General features: G+C 54.6%; 15 protein-coding genes. 6 read left to right on the top strand and 9 right to left on the bottom strand.

Going from position 1 to position 17,222, the window contains the following annotated elements:
* Positions 1-2 precede the first annotated feature (2 nt).
* The 4 genes from RHP47_RS10790 to RHP47_RS10775 all read left to right on the top strand — a co-directional run bounded on the left by RHP47_RS10790 (position 3) and on the right by RHP47_RS10775 (position 3,432).
* The gene (locus RHP47_RS10790) at positions 3-1,301 is read left to right on the top strand and encodes a hypothetical protein (protein WP_286625687.1); all 1,299 of its coding nucleotides are present in this window, start codon (positions 3-5) and stop codon (positions 1,299-1,301) included.
* A gap of 3 nt (positions 1,302-1,304) precedes the next feature.
* Positions 1,305-2,429: a hypothetical protein gene (locus RHP47_RS10785; protein ID WP_310840467.1), complete on the top strand. Its 1,125-nt coding sequence runs from the start codon at positions 1,305-1,307 to the stop codon at positions 2,427-2,429.
* 80 nt (positions 2,430-2,509) lie between these two features.
* A complete protein-coding gene (gene bcp, locus RHP47_RS10780) occupies positions 2,510-2,980 on the top strand; it encodes a thioredoxin-dependent thiol peroxidase (RefSeq protein ID WP_149820765.1) in 471 nt (156 codons plus the stop codon).
* Positions 2,977-3,432 carry an NUDIX domain-containing protein gene (locus tag RHP47_RS10775; protein WP_149820763.1) on the top strand — a complete coding sequence of 152 codons (456 nt, stop codon included), beginning with the start codon at positions 2,977-2,979 and terminating at the stop codon, positions 3,430-3,432. Before bcp ends, RHP47_RS10775 begins: the two co-directional genes overlap by 4 nt.
* 162 nt (positions 3,433-3,594) lie before the next feature.
* Here RHP47_RS10775 and RHP47_RS10770 read toward each other — a convergent pair whose 3' ends face one another.
* From RHP47_RS10770 to RHP47_RS10740, 7 genes are read right to left on the bottom strand one after another with little or no spacing between them, the layout of a single operon-like run.
* Entirely contained in the window at positions 3,595-4,338 is a 744-nt protein-coding gene (locus RHP47_RS10770; protein WP_399381624.1) for a precorrin-2 C(20)-methyltransferase, read from the bottom strand.
* Entirely contained in the window at positions 4,329-6,119 is a 1,791-nt protein-coding gene (feoB, locus tag RHP47_RS10765) for a ferrous iron transport protein B (RefSeq protein ID WP_310840464.1), read from the bottom strand. Before feoB ends, RHP47_RS10770 begins: the two co-directional genes overlap by 10 nt.
* The gene (locus RHP47_RS10760) at positions 6,116-9,004 is read right to left on the bottom strand and encodes a GAF domain-containing protein (protein WP_310840463.1); all 2,889 of its coding nucleotides are present in this window, start codon (positions 9,002-9,004) and stop codon (positions 6,116-6,118) included. The genes feoB and RHP47_RS10760 overlap by 4 nt, the downstream gene beginning before the upstream one ends.
* 30 nt (positions 9,005-9,034) lie before the next feature.
* Positions 9,035-9,415 carry a DUF1818 family protein gene (locus RHP47_RS10755; RefSeq protein ID WP_149820755.1) on the bottom strand — a complete coding sequence of 127 codons (381 nt, stop codon included), beginning with the start codon at positions 9,413-9,415 and terminating at the stop codon, positions 9,035-9,037.
* Between the two features lie 11 nt (positions 9,416-9,426).
* The gene (locus RHP47_RS10750) at positions 9,427-10,221 is read right to left on the bottom strand and encodes an MlaE family lipid ABC transporter permease subunit (RefSeq protein WP_399363245.1); all 795 of its coding nucleotides are present in this window, start codon (positions 10,219-10,221) and stop codon (positions 9,427-9,429) included.
* 18 nt (positions 10,222-10,239) lie between these two features.
* Positions 10,240-10,791, bottom strand: a complete 552-nt coding sequence (locus RHP47_RS10745) for a DUF3172 domain-containing protein (protein ID WP_190278074.1) — start codon at positions 10,789-10,791, stop codon at positions 10,240-10,242.
* A gap of 39 nt (positions 10,792-10,830) precedes the next feature.
* On the bottom strand, positions 10,831-11,103 hold the full coding sequence (locus RHP47_RS10740; RefSeq protein ID WP_149820749.1) for an RNA-binding protein: 273 nt from the start codon (positions 11,101-11,103) through the stop codon (positions 10,831-10,833).
* A 785-nt stretch (positions 11,104-11,888) separates the two neighbouring features.
* On the opposite strand from RHP47_RS10740, the gene RHP47_RS10735 reads away from it, so the two are divergent.
* Positions 11,889-12,329: a hypothetical protein gene (locus tag RHP47_RS10735; RefSeq protein WP_149820745.1), complete on the top strand. Its 441-nt coding sequence runs from the start codon at positions 11,889-11,891 to the stop codon at positions 12,327-12,329.
* Between the two features lie 56 nt (positions 12,330-12,385).
* On the top strand, positions 12,386-13,774 hold the full coding sequence (locus RHP47_RS10730) for an NAD-dependent malic enzyme (RefSeq protein WP_310840461.1): 1,389 nt from the start codon (positions 12,386-12,388) through the stop codon (positions 13,772-13,774).
* A 3-nt stretch (positions 13,775-13,777) separates the two neighbouring features.
* Here RHP47_RS10730 and RHP47_RS10725 read toward each other — a convergent pair whose 3' ends face one another.
* Positions 13,778-15,142: an S-layer homology domain-containing protein gene (locus RHP47_RS10725; RefSeq protein ID WP_149820741.1), complete on the bottom strand. Its 1,365-nt coding sequence runs from the start codon at positions 15,140-15,142 to the stop codon at positions 13,778-13,780.
* 128 nt (positions 15,143-15,270) lie between these two features.
* Positions 15,271-17,148 (bottom strand): cation:proton antiporter, encoded by a 1,878-nt coding sequence (locus RHP47_RS10720; protein WP_310840460.1) that lies wholly within the window; start codon positions 17,146-17,148, stop codon positions 15,271-15,273.
* Positions 17,149-17,222: the final 74 nt, after the last annotated feature.

Below are 17,222 nucleotides of genomic sequence, written 5' to 3'. Positions count from 1 at the left end.
ACATGACGGTCGATCGCCGCCTAATGCAAGCTGTAGAAACACTGGGGTACCGAGTGACCGCAGGGGATGTGGCGGGTACGGTGGGATTACCACTGCAAACGGCTGAAAAAGGATTAATGGCCTTGGCTGCCGATGTTGGCGGCACGCTACAAGTGGCCGAAAGCGGCGATATTGCCTACGTCTTCCCGAGAAATTTTCGCAGTATCCTGCAAGCAAAATACTGGCAACTGCGACTGCGGGCGGTGGCGCAGCGGGTTTGGGGTGTTGTTTTCTATCTGATTCGCATTTCCTTTGGTATTTTTCTCATTGTTTCGATAGTTCTGATTTTTCTGGCGATCGCCATCATTTTGATTGCCCTTTCCAGTCAAGGGCGAGACGGTGACGATCGCGGCCAAGGCGGCTCTTGGGGGGGCGGTGGCATCAATTTTTGGGTCTTTCCCGACTTTTGGTATTTCTTTGGCGATCCCTCTCCCCAGCGATCGCGCCCCCGGTCACAGGACAATGACGAGGAAATGAACTTCTTTGAGGGGGTCTATTCTTTCCTCTTTGGCGATGGCAATCCCAATGCCGACCTCGAAGAACGCCGCTGGCAACTCATTGGCCAAGTGATCCGCAACAATGGCGGGGCAGTCACGGCAGAGCAAATTGCCCCCTATCTCGATTTAGAAACAGATCCGGGGGACGATGAGTGGTATATGCTGCCGGTGCTCACCCACTTTAACGGTCGCCCCGAAGTCACAGAGACAGGGCAGATTATCTATCGCTTTCCTGAGTTACAAACGACGGCTCAAACTCGCAAAGGGCAACGGCAGACGCTTCCCCCCATCTTGGAAGAGCACCGCTGGCGCTTTAGTCGGGCACCCGCTTGGCAAATTATGGTGGCCATTGGCTTGGGCTGTGTCAATCTGATCGGGGCGCTGATGCTGTGGTACCTCTTGGGAGATGGGGCGATCGCCCAAGAACTGGGGGGGCTGGTGGCCTTTGTGGCCTCCATCTTTTGGATTTTGCTGGGCTATGGTATTGGCTTTTTGGGTATTCCCTTGGGGCGGTACTACTGGTTACTGTGGCAAAATCAACGCATTCGCGATCGCAATGCCCGCCGCTACCACTACGCCAATATTCTGACCAATCCCACACCGCAGTTGCGTGCCAAATTACGGGCAGCTCAAGCCTATGCCCAGCAGCGGCAAATCCGTGAACAGGATGTTATCTATCGCTCAGATCAGGATTTAGTGGAGCAGGAACTCGCCCAATCGGAAGCCATCGATCGCGAATGGTTACGCCGACTGGAATCGGAGTAGATCATGACCCGCTCCTCCCTGCGCCCAGCGGCTGCCACTGGAGATCTCAAGGCCATTCAAGCCCTCCTAGAAGCGGCCCTTGCTCCCAAGGGGATAACCGTCACGGTGAGCCAGCGGCGCGAATGTCTCTTGTTGCACCTCCAGTGTCCAACGAGTGTCCCAGCTGCAATTGTGCTAACGCTACTCGCTCGCGAACTGATCCACTGGCCAAGCTATGCCCACAGCAGCATCCTGATCACGGCCTGCCAAGACAGCCATGAACTCTGGGAAGAGGTGCTTGATCTCATCAGTCGCCATGAGTTACAACGCCTTGCCAAGGGGGAGCATCTACGTCAGACTCTCTCCCTCCCTTCTCCTCCTCGCAAGGAAGAGTTCGGCATTCCTGTCCAACCCCTCAGCACCAAAGATTGGCAAGTGATCGCGGCGGGGTTGGGTCTATCGCTCCTTCTTCTTACGTCAGAGCAGGTGACGTTTTTGCTCAGTCCGCTGATTACCCTTGTCCACGAAATGGGTCATGCAGTAATGGCGTGGCTCTTTGGCTATCCAGCGGTTCCCGCCTTTGATTTTCGCTACGGTGGTGGCGTCACTCTCCATGGCGATCGCGCGGGCGGCATCGTCCTGCTCATTTATACGGGATTGCTGGCCTTGGCCTATTTCTACCGTCACAATCGGCTGACCCTTATTTGCCTTGGGGTCTTTACGCTGCTTTATACCCTTGTGGCCTTTAGTCCAGTCCATGAAATGCTCTTTGTAGCGATGGGGCATGGCTTTGAACTCATTTTTGCCGTCGTTTTTCTCTACCGTGCCCTCAGTGGTTGGGGCTGCCGCTATCCCATTGAACGTCCCCTCTACGGTATGGTGGGGTTTTTCATTGTGTTTTTTAATATGCGCTTTGCTTGGCAGTTGCAGTTTAATCCTGTGTTTCGAGAGATGTACCTGATGGGCAAAGGGGGCATTGATCACGATTTTGTGCGTCTGGCTCGCGACTTTTTTCACACGGACTTAGCCACCGTGGTGGGGCTGTACGGCTTTTTTGTGGTTCTGACACCGGCGATCGCCTTCCTGCTCTATCGTTATCGCCAGCTCATGCTGTACCTGTTCATTCGCCTCTTTATCTCTGAGGGCTAAAGGCTACGCCCCTTAGCCACCACAGCAGGAGCCAAACTGGGGGAAGATAGATATGGCCAACCATTGGAAATTGCTCAGAAATGTCCCTGACCGTTGGGGCGATCGCCCCTTCCTTTGAACTGGCGGATGCTACGGGTGAGCGGGTGCGTTTGGCGGACTTTCAAGGTCAGTGGGTGATTCTCTACTTTTATCCCCGTGACAATACCCCCGGCTGCACCAAAGAAGCCTGTGCTTACCGCGATGTCAGTGCTACTTTGGGCGATCGCAACGTCGTTATCCTAGGCATTAGCCCCGATAGCGTCGCCTCCCACGCCAAATTTCAGCAAAAGCTTAACTTGCCCTTTCGTCTGCTGGCCGATGTGGACACCAGCGTTGCCCAAGCCTACGGCAGCTATGGTCTGAAAAAGTTCATGGGCAAGGAATATCTCGGTGTTTATCGGGATACGTTTCTCATCGATCCCACGGGCAAAATTGCGGCTATTTATCGGCGGGTGAAGCCCGATGCCCATGTGGCACAAGTGCTGGCAGATCTGGAGCAGCTACAAGCGTGAATTGGTTCTGGCGAGTTGTCCGTTTTTTCCTGAAGCGATTCTGGCGGCACCCCTTTGTGGCAGTGTCGGTGATTGCCTTGACAGCGGGCGATCACCTAATTTTGGTTCAACGCCGCGATACCGGCCAATGGTCACTGCCGGGGGGCATGATGGACTGGGGAGAAACGATTCTTGATACGGGTGCCCGCGAACTGGCGGAAGAAACAGGGCTGCGCCTCAAGAGCTTTGAAGGCCTAGTGGGGGTTTACTCCGACCCGAAGCGAGATCCCCGTGTTCATGCCGTGTGTATCGCGATCGCTGCCCGCGTTGTCGGTGAGCCGCAGGTTTTGGATGTCAAGGAAGTGCGTGCAGTACAAGCCTTTCCCCTCAGTGACCTCCCCTTAGCCGATCTCGCCCACGACCATGCCCAACAGTTACAGGACTATTTGAGTGGACATCTAGGATTGTCATGAACACCAAAGCTAGGTTGTTAAGTCTTATTTAACGACAGAGCACTTTCGTTGAATAGAGTCTAGGCTTATTTAACAAATCATAGATATGCCAACCGGCTATGGGGCGTGGGCTAACAGGATAGTATGCAATAACCCAAGTAGCTGGGGAACAGGTACAAGCTTTTATTCCCTTCCCCCTACTCCCCAAGCCTGCAGGCGCCGCTTCCAAACAATGAGCAGCGAAAAGTAGGGCAATTCCAATTCTGGATAGTCCCTAAGGGAGGCGTAAATCTGCTGTTTGGGGGTTGTTGCCCAAGTCACTACTGCTGCTTGATCGAACAAGTCTTGTTCCTTGAGCCAATGCCAGACGTGGCCATAGACCGATCGCACCTTCATTAAAACCACCACCTCCGCCCATGCCCATACCCGCGTCAAGTCCTCCACGTGGTACATTGCTGGCAAAATTGCCAAGCGATCGCTCCCCAAGGTCAGGGGCACCCCTAAGCTAGCTGCTGCGGCCAAAGGCGAGCAAATTCCCGGAATCACTTCAATCGCAATATGGGGGTCAAGGCTCTGGACGACTGCCGCTAGATAGGAAAACGTACTGTAGAAACTGACATCCCCCTCAGAGACAAAGACCACATCAATGCCCTGAGCGAGGTAGGCATAGACTTGCTCTGCCGCCTTTTGCCATGCCTGTTCTAGAACATCTTCTGCAAGGACATAGGGGAATTCGAGGGGCAGATACATTTGCTGGGGTTCTTTGTAGGGGGAAATGATCTCCTCGGCAATGCCGCGCCGTCTTTGTAGTCCCGCCGGAAAGGCAATCACCCTTGCTTGCTGTAAGCGTCGCCAACCCTTGAGGGTAATGAGTTCGGGATCGCCGGGGCCTACGCCAATGCCACAAAGGGTGGCCATTAGCCCCATCCCCACCAGTGCCCCAGTTGATAGACACTGCCACTCACCACCCACGCCATCACCAAGGCATAGAGGGTCGCAAAAATCGTAAACTGCCCGCGTTTCGATTCACTCCAGAGGGTGGCAAGGGTGCTCAAGCAGGGGGTGTACAGGAGAGTAAAAAGCATAAAGCTGTAGGCCTGTAGGGGCGTTAAATCTTGGGCGATCGCCTGCTGTAACGAGGTACCCGAAAGGTGATAGATTACCGCCAACGCGCCAATCACAATCTCCTTGGCCACAAAGCCGACAATCAGGGCGATCGTTAGGGCAGGTGTAATGCCCACCGGTGCCAAAAGCGGCTGTAGCGCTATCCCCAGTTGACCCGCCCACGTTTCTGGACTTGAGGGCGTTGCATTCAGGGGTAAATGGGTCAATGCCCACACCACCAAGACACCTATCATAATGAAGCCCGCGGCTCGCGAGAGAAAATGCCGCACCTCGCCCCACCCCCGCAGAATCACCTGTCGCCCCGTCGGCCAGCGATAGGGGGGCAACTCCAGCAAAAAGGGATCCGTATTCGGGAAATAGCCCTGGAAACAGAGGGCAGTAAGCAAGGCCGCCAGAATACTCCAGCCATAGAGAGACAGCAGGACGACTGCCCCCCACTGCGGGGGAAACAAACAGGCAATGAGAAAGACAAACACCTGTAGCCGCGCTGAGCAAAGGGAAAAGGGAATGATCAGCATCGTCAGTAGCCGCAGCCCCGGCGAGCGAATAATGCGGGTGGCCATCAGGGCGGGGACATTGCAGCCAAAGCCCATCAAGCTGAGGACGAAACTGCGTCCATCTAAACCCAAGCGTGCCATCAGGCCATCCATCAGGTAGGCGGCACGGGCAAGGTAGCCACTGTCCTCAACGATCGCCATCACAATAAAGAAGATGGTGACTAAGGGCACAAACGCTGCCACCGTGGTCATACCGCCATAGATGCCCTCAATGAGCAAACTGCTGAGCAAGGGGGGCAGCCCCGCGAGGAATGGCTCCAGCACCTGTCCCTGAAAGGCTTCAAACGCATCACTAAGCCAGCCTTGAACCCCCAGCCCTAGCACCCATACCACTTGAAAGACAAGGTATAGCCCTACAAAAAAGAGGGGCAGTCCCCACAAAGGGTGTAGCAACCAGTGATCCAACTGTTCTGTTAGTCTGCGAACGGTGCGACTGGGGAAAGTAACGGTGCCCGCCAATAGGGGCGCGATCGCCCCCGGTTCAATTTCTGGCAACGTTGGCTTGAAGAGCGGGGCTTGGGGAATCGGTGCTTCCTTGAGGGCATGGCAAATCGTTTCGTAGGCCTCCCAATAACCACCACCATATTTGGCACTCAGAGCCACCACCGGCACCCCAAGGCGATCGCTCAATTTCTCGGTATCAATCTGAATCCCCAGTTGCCGCGCTTCATCGGCCATATTCAGGAGCACCACCATTGGTAGTCCCCAAGCCTTCACCTGAAGGGCTAAGCGCAATTGATGCTGAATCTGACTGGCATTGAGAATAACCAACACCAGCCGCACCGGCACCCGTTGGAAAAACTCACGCACAAGGGTTTCATCGGCAGCCGTCCCCGCCAGATCGTAGATGCCCGGCAAATCCACCAGTTTAACCATTTCACCATTGAGGGAAATCTCGGCTTCTGCTAAGTCCACCGTAATCCCCGGCCAGTTGCCTACATGGGCACGGGCAGCGGCAATGCGATTGAAAAATGTGGATTTACCAGTGTTCGGGAGGCCAAGAAGGGCGATCGTGCTTAGGGTCATTGGCGCGGCTGTGAGGATTGCAATTCAAAGGTACCCGTGTCGCCACTATTCAGGGGAATGAGCAGACGACTCAGGAAGCGGCCATCCTCTAATTTATACATATCGAGGTTATAGCCTAGGCGTTGACACAGGTTAAAGCAGACTTTGAGGTGTCGTCCGGGGGGCTGATCAAGGCTGGAGGGAGCAAGCCAGTCGAGATGTTCGAGTTGGTGCAGTTTAATGAGTAACTGTGGCTCTATTTCCCCATTGTCGGTGATTGACAGTTCCAGCCAAGACTGCATTTTGCCCCCCTGACCCATGCCTTCAATTTGTTGGCACCAGATGTCAATGCGGCCTTGGGAGGGCGATCGCTGGCAGGCAAAAAGCAACAACTCGTAAAGGATTAACTCCAGCTTGCTAATGTCACCATTGAGGGTGAGGACAGGTTGATTGTGAACTTGAATCCACAGTTGTTTGCGCTGCTTCCAATTTTCGATGCGATCCATCACTCGCTTGAGGAGCACCGCTAGGCCTGCTGTGTCAGTCGTTTTGTCCAGTTGCCATACCTCATGACTCAAGAGGGGATGGAGGGATTCCAACTGGGTTTGCAGGAGTGTGCCCAACCGCCGCAGCAGGGGAGCCGCCTCAGGGTGTTGCTGAACCCATTGCGTCAACTGATTGCAGAGACTCGCAAGTTGACTATAGACCTGTTCAAGGCGACGGTGCTTGTACCAGTTGAGGGTTTCAAGGGTTTGCCAGCCTTGGGTGAGCATTTGAATGAGGGAAGTACTGCGGTGTGCCCAAGCCAAATGGTTGACAAGGGTAAGGAAGGCCTCTAGGTGCAAGGTTGACCACCGGCGATCGCGGCGATCGGCGACAATGAGAACCCCAGAGGGTTCGTATTCCGGATCAGTGCGCAGGGCGATCGCCAAAATTTGGCCAATGTCTGGTCCTGAGAGCCATTCCCGCGTACGCGGATCCAGTTCTGCTGCTGTGGTTTGAATTAACCAAGCGTAGGGATTGCTGCTGACATCGGCTTGGGAGGCCATCAGGGCACTGTGGATCAGCGGATCCTCATAGAGGGCAATGTCAGCATCGTTGCGAATGGCAAATTTGGGATGGCCGGGGGGCGGTGCCACAATCGAACCAACCGTCTGACCGGGTCGCCAAGTCACTAAGGCCACAAGGGGCACCTGCATTAAGTTCATGAGCTGCTGTAAGCCCGTCAGTTCAATGCGCTCGAGGTTTTGGGTGCGTTGCAGTGCCGTAAAACCCGCCAACATCGCTGATCGCACCTGCTCCTGCTGCGTATTGGTGGTTTGCAGTTGCCACTGATGGCTAATGAGGCCAAGGGTGCGCGCCACCTCTTGGATCAGGGTTTGCTGACTTTTGCTCCAAACTGTGGGTTCAGTGCGCCCCACTAACAGCAGTGCTTCCAAAGAATGGCCGGGGGTGGTGGTTGCTACCACAAGGGACTGGATATGCAGCTTGTCGAGAACCTCTTTCCAAGAGTAGAGGCGCAGTTCATGGCTATAGTCCTCAAGGGCAATGGCTGTGGTGGCCGTTTCCAAAAGTTGCCAATCCATTTTTTGTAATGGCGGGAAGGGCGGATGGCGATCGCGCCCCCGGGGCGCTGGATACTGAAATAGGACATCAAACGCTTGGGTCAGGGAGTTGTAGCTTAACAAAAAGACCCACTGTGCCCCTAAATCTGCCGCTAACCTTTCGCCCGCATGCTGGAGCACCCGCTTCCAGTCCTGCTCATCACAAATCGCTTGCGCCAACTCACTCACCAAGCTTTGGGCATGCTGGGTCTGTGCTAGGAGGTGCTCGAGGCGTTCAGTGGGGGCTGCCAAGGCCAATAGCTCTGCGGTGACTTGGAGAAGTTTCTTTTCATTGTCATTCCAAGGGTAAGGCTCACTGCGCTCGAATGTGAGAAAGCCCACGACATCGGTGCCCACCAGAATCGGGGTCGCCACTAGGGCACGGCAATTCAGCATTTGCATTAACCGTAAGGGTGCGGTAGCACTGACCACACTTTGACTATCGCTGACACTCACGGTTTGGCCGCTGGCAAGGGCAGTATAACAACCTGCTAACTCCTGCTGTGTAATCGCTAAGGGTTGCCGCTGGCTCTCGCGGCTCTGGGGTTTACCAACGGTGTAACTGCGCCGCCGATAGAGGGGTTGCTCCAAATCTCGCCAAAAGAGGCTGGTACGTTGAGGTTGACAGAATTGGTGCACTGCCCGCAACAGGGCTTCAATGCGTTGACCCAAGCTAGGCGCACGACTGGCCTCCTGAAGCAGATGGCGTACGGGGTCATCACTAGTAATTGTGGGAGCAGCCGCTTGCTTTGCTTCTGGTGCTGCTTTCGTTGCTGGCGTGGCTGTTAGGCGTTCCAGTTCTGCGCCAAGGGCACTCACCAAGAGGCTCATGTGGGCCAAATCATCCCCCCGCAGGGTATCGCCCCATGTGGTGGAACCGATCATGAGAATGCCGAGGGGTTGACGATGGCGGATAATGGGATAGATGGCCGTGCCTTGAATGCCCAAACGGGTAGCGGCTTCCCGTAACTCTGCTAGACGTACTTCCTCCTTGAGACTGGGCAAACTAATCGGCTTGCGGTTCATCAACACCTGATCGAGAAGGCTGCCGGCAGCAAGGGTCAGTTTCTGCTTGAGGAAGGGATGATCACCAACGGGCGTGGTTCCCCCTTGGCAAATGAGTTGTTTGGCGGCTTCATTGTATAGTCCCAGCCAGACAAAGGACATGCCGAGGGTTTCTTGGACAAAGCTGACCAAGGGAGCAATGAGTCCGCCAATTTGCTCTTGCTGTTGCAGTTGCTTAATGGTGTTAACCAGTGCCGCCAAAGCGGGGCTGACCTTCGAGGATTTGGCAGAGGTCATAGGGGCGATCGCAACCGAGAAGGATGTCTTCTATTCTAAACTTTGCCCCTCCGCAATCCTGTGCTGCAACTCACAGCAGGCAAGGAGAAAGTCTGGGGGCACAGGAGCAGGCCATGTCCCCTCAACTCGGCGATCGCCCAACACAATTAGATGCAGGCTATAGGCATGGGGATAGCCCTCCAATTCCAAATGCACAGCATCGTTGCTGCCACTGAGGGTAATCATTTCCTCTGCCATCAATTCGGGGGCGATCGCCTGAAGCTGCCCGTGAAGTTGGCAAAATAAATCCACAAATGCCTTGAATTCTACTGCGGTGAGTTCCGTGGCCCAATCCTCAGCGCCCACCAGAGCGGCATAGAATTGATCATTGCGCCAGCCCACCCGCCAGCCTTCCCCCACCCGCAGTTCCACAGACTAGCCCTCTAAAACGTGGGTACGAGGCTACTGCTGCCGCCAAAGAGGGCCCAAGACAGGAAAAAGTTGAGAATAAAGATTGCCAATAGCGAGATCACCACAGCCGCCGTAGTGGATTGACCGACCCCCTTGGCGCCCCCTGTGGTTGTAATGCCCCAATTGCAGCCAATGATGGCCACCACACCGCCAAAAATGCCTGACTTGATAATTGAACTCCACAGATCCCAAGTTTGCAGAAAGTTCTGAATGGACTCAATATAGACCCCACGGGGAATGCCGTAGAGATAATCGGCAATCATCAAGCCCCCCCACAGCCCCGTTACGAGTGCCAAGATATTGAGAATGGGCAACATCAGCACACAGGCAATAAACCGTGGCACCACCAGATAATCTACAGGATCCGTGCCCAACATATAGAGGGCGTCAATTTGCTCAGTGACTTTCATGGTGCCAATTTCAGCCGCAAAGGCAGAGCCAACTCGCCCGGCGAGTACCACCGCTGTCAGTACTGGCCCTAGTTCCCGCGCTAGGGCGATCGCCAGTACGCCACCCACCGCAGAGGTGGCACCAAAGGTAATAAATTCACGGGCGACCTGAATCGTAAACACCATACCCACGAAGGCCGCTGTAATCAGGGCAACACTAAGGGAGGCAGGCCCCACCAAAGCCATTTGCTCAATTGAGTTGCGCAGCGCAATTCGCCCCCGCACCAGATAAAAGATCACCTGACCCGCCAAGAGAAAGGCTGTACCCAAGCGTTGTACACCCTGACTTGCACGCCAGCGCAGCCGTGGCCACTTCATCGCCTTCATTGTTGCGTCCTAGAAATTACCGGTTTCACCCGCAGCACCATTGCCCAAGCCTGAGAGTTTGAGGAAGAGGTTTTTATCTGTTGTGCTCTGATAGACACAGCTTATTTCCGGGTTACTCTCCAAGTTGCCCACATAGCCAAAGGTATTCAGCCGTTGCCGACAACTGCGCAATTGCTCACCCGTAATGAGTTGTCGCTGTTCTAAGAGGGCGACGTTATTGGCGCGAATCACACAGCCCGGTTGCATCACAGGTTGGGAAACAAAGACCGAGAAGGGGTTAAAGGTGACAAAAATCCGCGTATCCACCGCGATCGCGCTCGCGCCAAATTGCACACAAATATCGGGATTGGGCGCCGCCTGATCAATAAACTGCGTTGAAGCCACGTTATCAGGATTGAGGGTGGTCGTTTTGCTAAAGGTGACACCCACACCGACGCCAATAATAAAGACCCCTCCCAACACCGCCAGAGTGCGGGTATTCACCGCTGACTTTGATTCTGGCTGTGGGGGACGACGAGTTTGAGGACGGGGACGCGGTGGCGATGGCGAACGTCGAGGCATAGCAGGAAGAGTGAACAGCACTTCCCTACCAGTATGCCCTTAGAAGGCAGGGTTTGACTGCCCCCCCGCTTGTTTGGGCTTCGCCTTGTTGACCTTGAGCACCCGTCCTAGCCATGTTGCACCGTCGAGATCATCAATGGCAGCGGCCTCCTGAGTTTCATCCACCAGTTCAACAAAAGCAAAGCCACGCCGTTTGCCTGTTTCTCGATCCACCGGCAACACAATCCGGCGAATAGCACCATATTTTTCAAAAACTTCGCGAAGATCGTTTTCTGTCGCCTCATAGGAGAGGTTGCCGATGTACAGTGTCATAACCCGAACTCAGAAGCAATTTGACAATCATCATAGCCTCTCGCTTTCCCTTATCCATGCGATCCAGACTACAGACCCCAACACCTTGCAAAGAAAATTAACGTTTTCTATCAGCCCCAAAATATACCAAGGTTAAAAAGAAATTAATTCCTCCCTTGATGTCACCTACAGCCCTTTGCACAGGGTTTGAGCCGCGTCCGACAGATTCAGCAAATTGCCGCCAAGCCCATTCTCTCGTGGAATCCACCGGAGTCTCTCTAAGAGAGGATTTGAGTATTTTCAGTGGCCTTGTAGAAAATAATTTCACCCCCCTCGCAAGGGATCCCTCGGAACAGGGGGTTGCAATCCGCTCTGGGAGAGGCTATGTTGAAGGTGCTCTTGCTTCTCTTCGGGGAAGTGGATTAAATGAGAATTCTGACAGTTTATCAATCAAAAACAGTAGTTGTTCTTTTGTTCTTTAGTTATTGGTAGTGTTAAGATATCACCTCTTGTCGCTTGAACTCTGTTCATCCAGCGAACTCAAACAATCTGCCATCTTCTACTGCTCAGCAAATAATGGTATAAACTCCCTTCCCTTCAAGGCAGTGGACTAAATGGGAACGCTAGCAAGGGCTATCCTCTTTAGGGGTCAATTTGTGCCTGTGCCACTACTGGCATAGTTCCAACGAAAAACGGCTATTCACCTGTCAGGATCAAAGTATCAGCGTAACGACACCGCCCTTCGCTACGGTTGACGCTTCAAAACGCTGGTTTAGGCCACTTCGCGTTTCAGGTAGGGAAATAGAATGATTTCGTTGGCACGTTTGGGTTGGTCACTTTCAGTTGTATTGGGAGTTGTTACCCTTGGTTTCACCAATGGGCTGGCGATCGCTCAACCGCTCTTGGCACGACAAAATCAATCTCCATTGGTCAATGGCCTGTATCTCCTTGGCGAGTCGCCCCAACCCCAACAGGTGGGTCATAGCTATATTGTCTTTGAAGTCAAAGATCAGAAGGTCTATGGGGCGTTTTACATGCCCAATTCCTCCTTTGATTGTTTTCGGGGTACCGTGGGGGATCGCCAGTTGCAGGTGACGGTTCTACCCACCTATGAGGAGGAACCCTACCAAGCAGAAATTGATTTACCCAGTTTCTATAGTTTGCGTCGTATTAGTGCTAGCGATCGCGCCATTTTGGCCGCCTGCAAAGCCGAGTCCCTGCCCATTGCCACCCAAACCGGAAGCTAGGCAGAGGTGCTATCATCAGACGGTACCTTTTGCCGTTAACTTTTGGTTAAGTCTGAATGATTAAGCTGACCCCGACGCCTGCCTATAGTCTGACGCTGCGATTGAAGACTTCCTTAGATCCAACGGAATTGGGAACCGTTCTCCAGATCATTGGTGGGCAACAGGGGCAAGTGGGTTCCATCACCCTGATCGAGAAAACCGCTAATAAAATCCTACGGGAACTGGTGGTGGTGGCTGCCAGCCGCGATCATGCTGCGGCCATTGTCAATGCTGTGAAATCTGACACCCAAGCCACGGTGCTAGAGGTGAGCGATCGCACCTTTCGGCTCCATGAGGGCGGCAAAATCACCGTTAGAAGCAAGCATCCCCTTCAGGAATACGACGATCTGGCGATGGCCTATACACCGGGCGTCGGTCGGGTGTCCCAGGCGATCGCTGACGATCCTCAATTGGTGCACAAACTGACGATTAAAAGCCATACGGTGGCCATTGTCAGTGATGGCAGTGCGGTCTTGGGATTGGGCAATATCGGCCCAGAGGCTGCTCTACCGGTGATGGAGGGCAAGGCTATGCTCTTTCAGGAATTTGCCGATCTGGACGCCTTTCCCATCTGCTTGAGCACGCAGGAGGTGGATGAAATTGTTGCCACCGTGAAGCACATCGCCCCCGTCTTTGGTGGTATCAATCTAGAGGATATTAGCGCCCCCCGCTGCTTTGAAATCGAAGCCCGTCTGCAAGCGGAATTGGATATCCCTGTGTTTCACGATGACCAGCACGGCACGGCCATTGTCACCCTTGCCGCCCTTAAAAATGCCCTGCAACTAGTGGCTAAATCCTTAGATACGGTGCGCATTGTCATTAACGGTGCGGGGGCAGCCGGCATCGCCGTGGCCAGGCTCCTGCGCAAAGCCGGCGCCCACTATCTAACCCTCTGCAACCGCCAAGGCATCCTCTCAAAAGACAAAGCACAAACACCAGCACAGCAGGAATTTGCCGTCGCTGAAACAGGAACGCTGGCTGATGCTCTAGAGGGTGCCGATGTCTTTATTGGCTTGAGTGCCCCCGGCGTCCTGACATTGGAAATGGTGCAGCGCATGGCCCCAAAAGCGATTGTTTTTGCAATGGCCAATCCTGTTCCGGAAATCCAACCCGAACTCATTTATGACCATGTGGCGGTGGTGGCCACTGGCCGCAGTGACTATCCCAATCAAATCAACAATGTGCTCGCTTTTCCGGGGGTGTTTAAGGGTACCCTTGCTTGTCGGGCACCCCGCATGACGGAGGAGATGTTCCTCGCGGCGGCAGCAGCGATCGCGGCCTTGGTCAGTCCCTCGGAACTGCACTCAGCCTATATTATCCCCTCAGTGTTTGATCCACGGGTGGCACCGGCAGTGGCCAAGGCTGTCGAGGACTGCGCGCGATCGCTGGGGTTAGCGCGTGCCTAGTCTCTATTGCGAGACAGTAAAGGGTTGAGTCAGGGTCAAGCCCAAATCCGTATTGGCATCAATCACCACTAGTCGCTGCACGGCTGGATCAATCGCACCACCAATGGTGGCACCGGCGGCTGCACCGGTAATCACTTTTTCGGGCGTAATCTTGCGATCGCCAATCACTGCAGAAGCACCCGTGGCCAAAGCGGCACCAATCAGCGTATCGCGAATAATGGAGGTAGCAGGCCGTCCTTGGTTGGTTTCAATGGCTGTACCGGTCAGGGTTCCTGTGAGAACCTTCAGGGGCGTAATCCTGCGGTCTCCCGCCAAGCCAGAAATCCCCGCAGCCACCGCCGAACCAATGGCCGCATTACGGAAAATATTGCCAATGTTGGGATCACGGGCATCGCGAATCGTACGAATGACTTGGGAATTGGCGGCGATCGGCAGCTGTCGGTTATTGATCACCACCGTGTTGGCGACAAATTGCGCCCCCCCTTGGGCCGGCTGAATCTGACCAAAAACTTCACTGCCTAGGGGAATGACAACCCGCCCTTGGCCATCGCGCACATCCGCCGCCGTCACCAAGCGAATCGCCACGGTTTCATTGGGACTGACGACAATCCGCTCTGCATCGGGGAAGCGAGCCGGAATTTGCTGACCGGCGGGTAGAGCAAGGGGTGACGGGGAAGCGGTGGCTGCACCAGCAATGTACTGGCTGGGAACCAGCGCTTGGGCAGCGGGGGCACGGGTTGCTTGACAAAGGAAAGCCGCAATATCGGCACGGGTAGCCAGTTGGTTCGGCGCAAAGAACTGCACATTGGGATAGTTCACCACCACTTGTTTAGCGGTGGCAGCGGCCACACCGGCACGTCCATAGGCGGGAATTGCCGCCGCATCATTGAACTGGGCTAAGACCCCCTCCACAGAAGGCGGTGTGGGATATTGCAAGCCACTGGCCAAGGCCACGATCGCCTGAACACGCGGAATATTTTGATTGGGCTGAAAAACATTGCCGGGGTAACCACTCAAGAAGCCGGTACGGGTGGCATTTTGAATCGCACTCGCTGCCCAAAATGTGCTGGGGACATCGTTAAACGTACTGGGGGTACGCACCACTGGGGCATTGGGAAACGCCTTCCCCAGCATGGCCGCATATTCAGCCCGAGTGACGGGGGCAAAGGGGCGAAAGGTGCCATCGGGATAGCCGCTGATAATGTTGCGACTGGCAAGGTGGTCAATACAGGCCTGTGCCCAGATGCCTTGGGTATCGGTAAAACGGGATTGGGCTTGGACCGGAACAGCCGCTACAAGGGCAAGGGTACCAGAACTCATTAAACCGCAGCTCAAAACAGCCAAGCTGCGCTGTGCGAGGCTTTGCATAGCAAATCTCTCCAAGTAAGAGGGTATTCAAGTTATCTGAGAGGGTTTTGGATACCCCTCAGCAATTTTGATTGGGAAAACACGTCAATCGTTGACTCTGCTGATGCCTATGGACGCAGTGCCGGAGATTAGGTTCCCTTGGGCGTAGGGGTTTCACTGGGGACAAGAACCGATTCTACTTGGGTATTCATTTGCCAGCCCGAAATTAAGGCGGCGGGTAGGGTATGGGGTTTGGGGCTGTGGAGCAGGTAAATCAGGCGATCGCCCACTTGCCACTCTTCATTGGCTCGCACCACCCGCAATCCCTCTGGCCGTTCCACAAGCAGGGGAAGCACTTTCCCAGAGCGGATCAAGGCGTCAAGGTGCTGGCGTTGCAATTGCGATCGCTCCTCCTCAATCACCAGTTCCCCCAAACGAACCGCCTCAGTGTTGATATATTGGTTCCATTTTTTGATGGACAGTTGCCGAGCAAAGGCTGGACTCAGACCTAGGGGACAATCCTCTACCTCAAGGGCGGCCAAGACCCGTGGCGGGTGAAATTCTTCGAGGACGCGCTGTGCCAGCACCGCATTCACCTCAGTATTACTAGTCACAGCCAGATAGGTGCCCAATTGAGTAATGCCGGCCTCCTGCAAAATATTCAGGTCAAGGGCACTACTGAGATAGACGGGTAGGTGTTCACGGCGGGCTTGTTCAACGGCCTCAGGATCGGTGTCAATCATCACCACCTCTTCGCCGCGATCGCGCAAGATCCGCGCCAACAAACGACCCAAGGGCGTACAGCCAGCAATCATCACCCCTGAAGCCCCTTGGGCACGCACATTCAGTTGGGTTGCCACCCAGCGCGCCGTTAGGCCTTGGCCGAAAACCGTCATCAAAATCGTCAGGAACACTTGTCCTTTAATGGCATCCCCCCCACTAATTCCCGCATTGGTGAGGGTAATCGAAAATAGCGAAGCCACTGAAGCCGCAACAATTCCCCGCGGCGCAATCCAACTGAGGAAGGCTTTTTGTTGCCAACTGAGATCACTGCCCCATGTACATAGGACAACGCCGAGGGGACGAATCAGGAACATTAAGCACAACACCGTGAACACCCCCGACCAACCTAGCTCCAATAGACCAGCGATCGAGAGATCCGCAGCCAGCAGCACAAACAAGACCGAGATCGAGAGCGTACTCAGTTGCCCCTTAAAACGCCGCAGTAGCCGCCCCCCCGGCACATCCGACCAGCGCAGTACCAAGCCAAGCACCACCGCCATCATCAAGCCGGATTCGCTCACCAGTTGATCCGAGAGCCAAAATAGCCCCCACAGCACTGCCAGCACCAACAGGTTCCGCAAATCTTCCGCCAAAAACCAAGCGCGGTGCAGGAAGCGATTGAGACACCAGCCACCAATACCACCAATCAAGACCCCCACTGCCAAGCGCTGAATAATCCCGAGGGCGATCGCCCCCATGCCGAGGTCTTGATTGAGAACTACGTTCAGCACCATCACCGCCAAAATGGCACCAATGGGGTCAATCAGTACCCCTTCCCCTTCGAGGATGACCGCTAGCTTGTGCTCTACCCCCACTTGCCGCAGCAGCGGTCCAACAACCGTAGGCCCGGTCACCACCACGAGGGAGGCATAGAGAAAAGCCAGTTGCCACGGAAATTCGCCAATCCAATGGGCAGCCATGGCGCCAGCCACAAACGTCACCAATCCCCCCAGCGTCACTAACTTCCAGAGGCTACCCGTAATATCTTGGTCAGCGCGGCTCAGGTCTAAGCTCAAGCCCCCCTCAAAGAGAATCAAGGCCACACACAGGGGCACTAACACCTCTAGGCCTTCGCCTAAAACTTCCGGATGGACTAGCCCCAAGCCACTGGGGCCTGAAAGAATACCCGCCAGTAACAACAGGACAATACTCGGCAGCCGTAACCAATGGGCAGTCACTTGGGCACCAATGCCTAGGACAACGGTGATGACGAACAAGGCGGTGAGTTCGGCACTACTTTCCATCGCAGCCTCCACAGAGGTTTAGGCGTTTAGGGCTAGACTGACGGGCAAGCGTTCCTCCTTGTTCTACGTCAAAG

The sequence above is a fragment of the Thermosynechococcus sp. QKsg1 genome, assembly GCF_031586415.1.
Classification (GTDB): Bacteria; Cyanobacteriota; Cyanobacteriia; order Thermosynechococcales; family Thermosynechococcaceae; genus Thermosynechococcus.
Note: the sequence above shows the minus strand (reverse complement) of the source record. Positions and strands in the feature narration are given on the sequence as shown.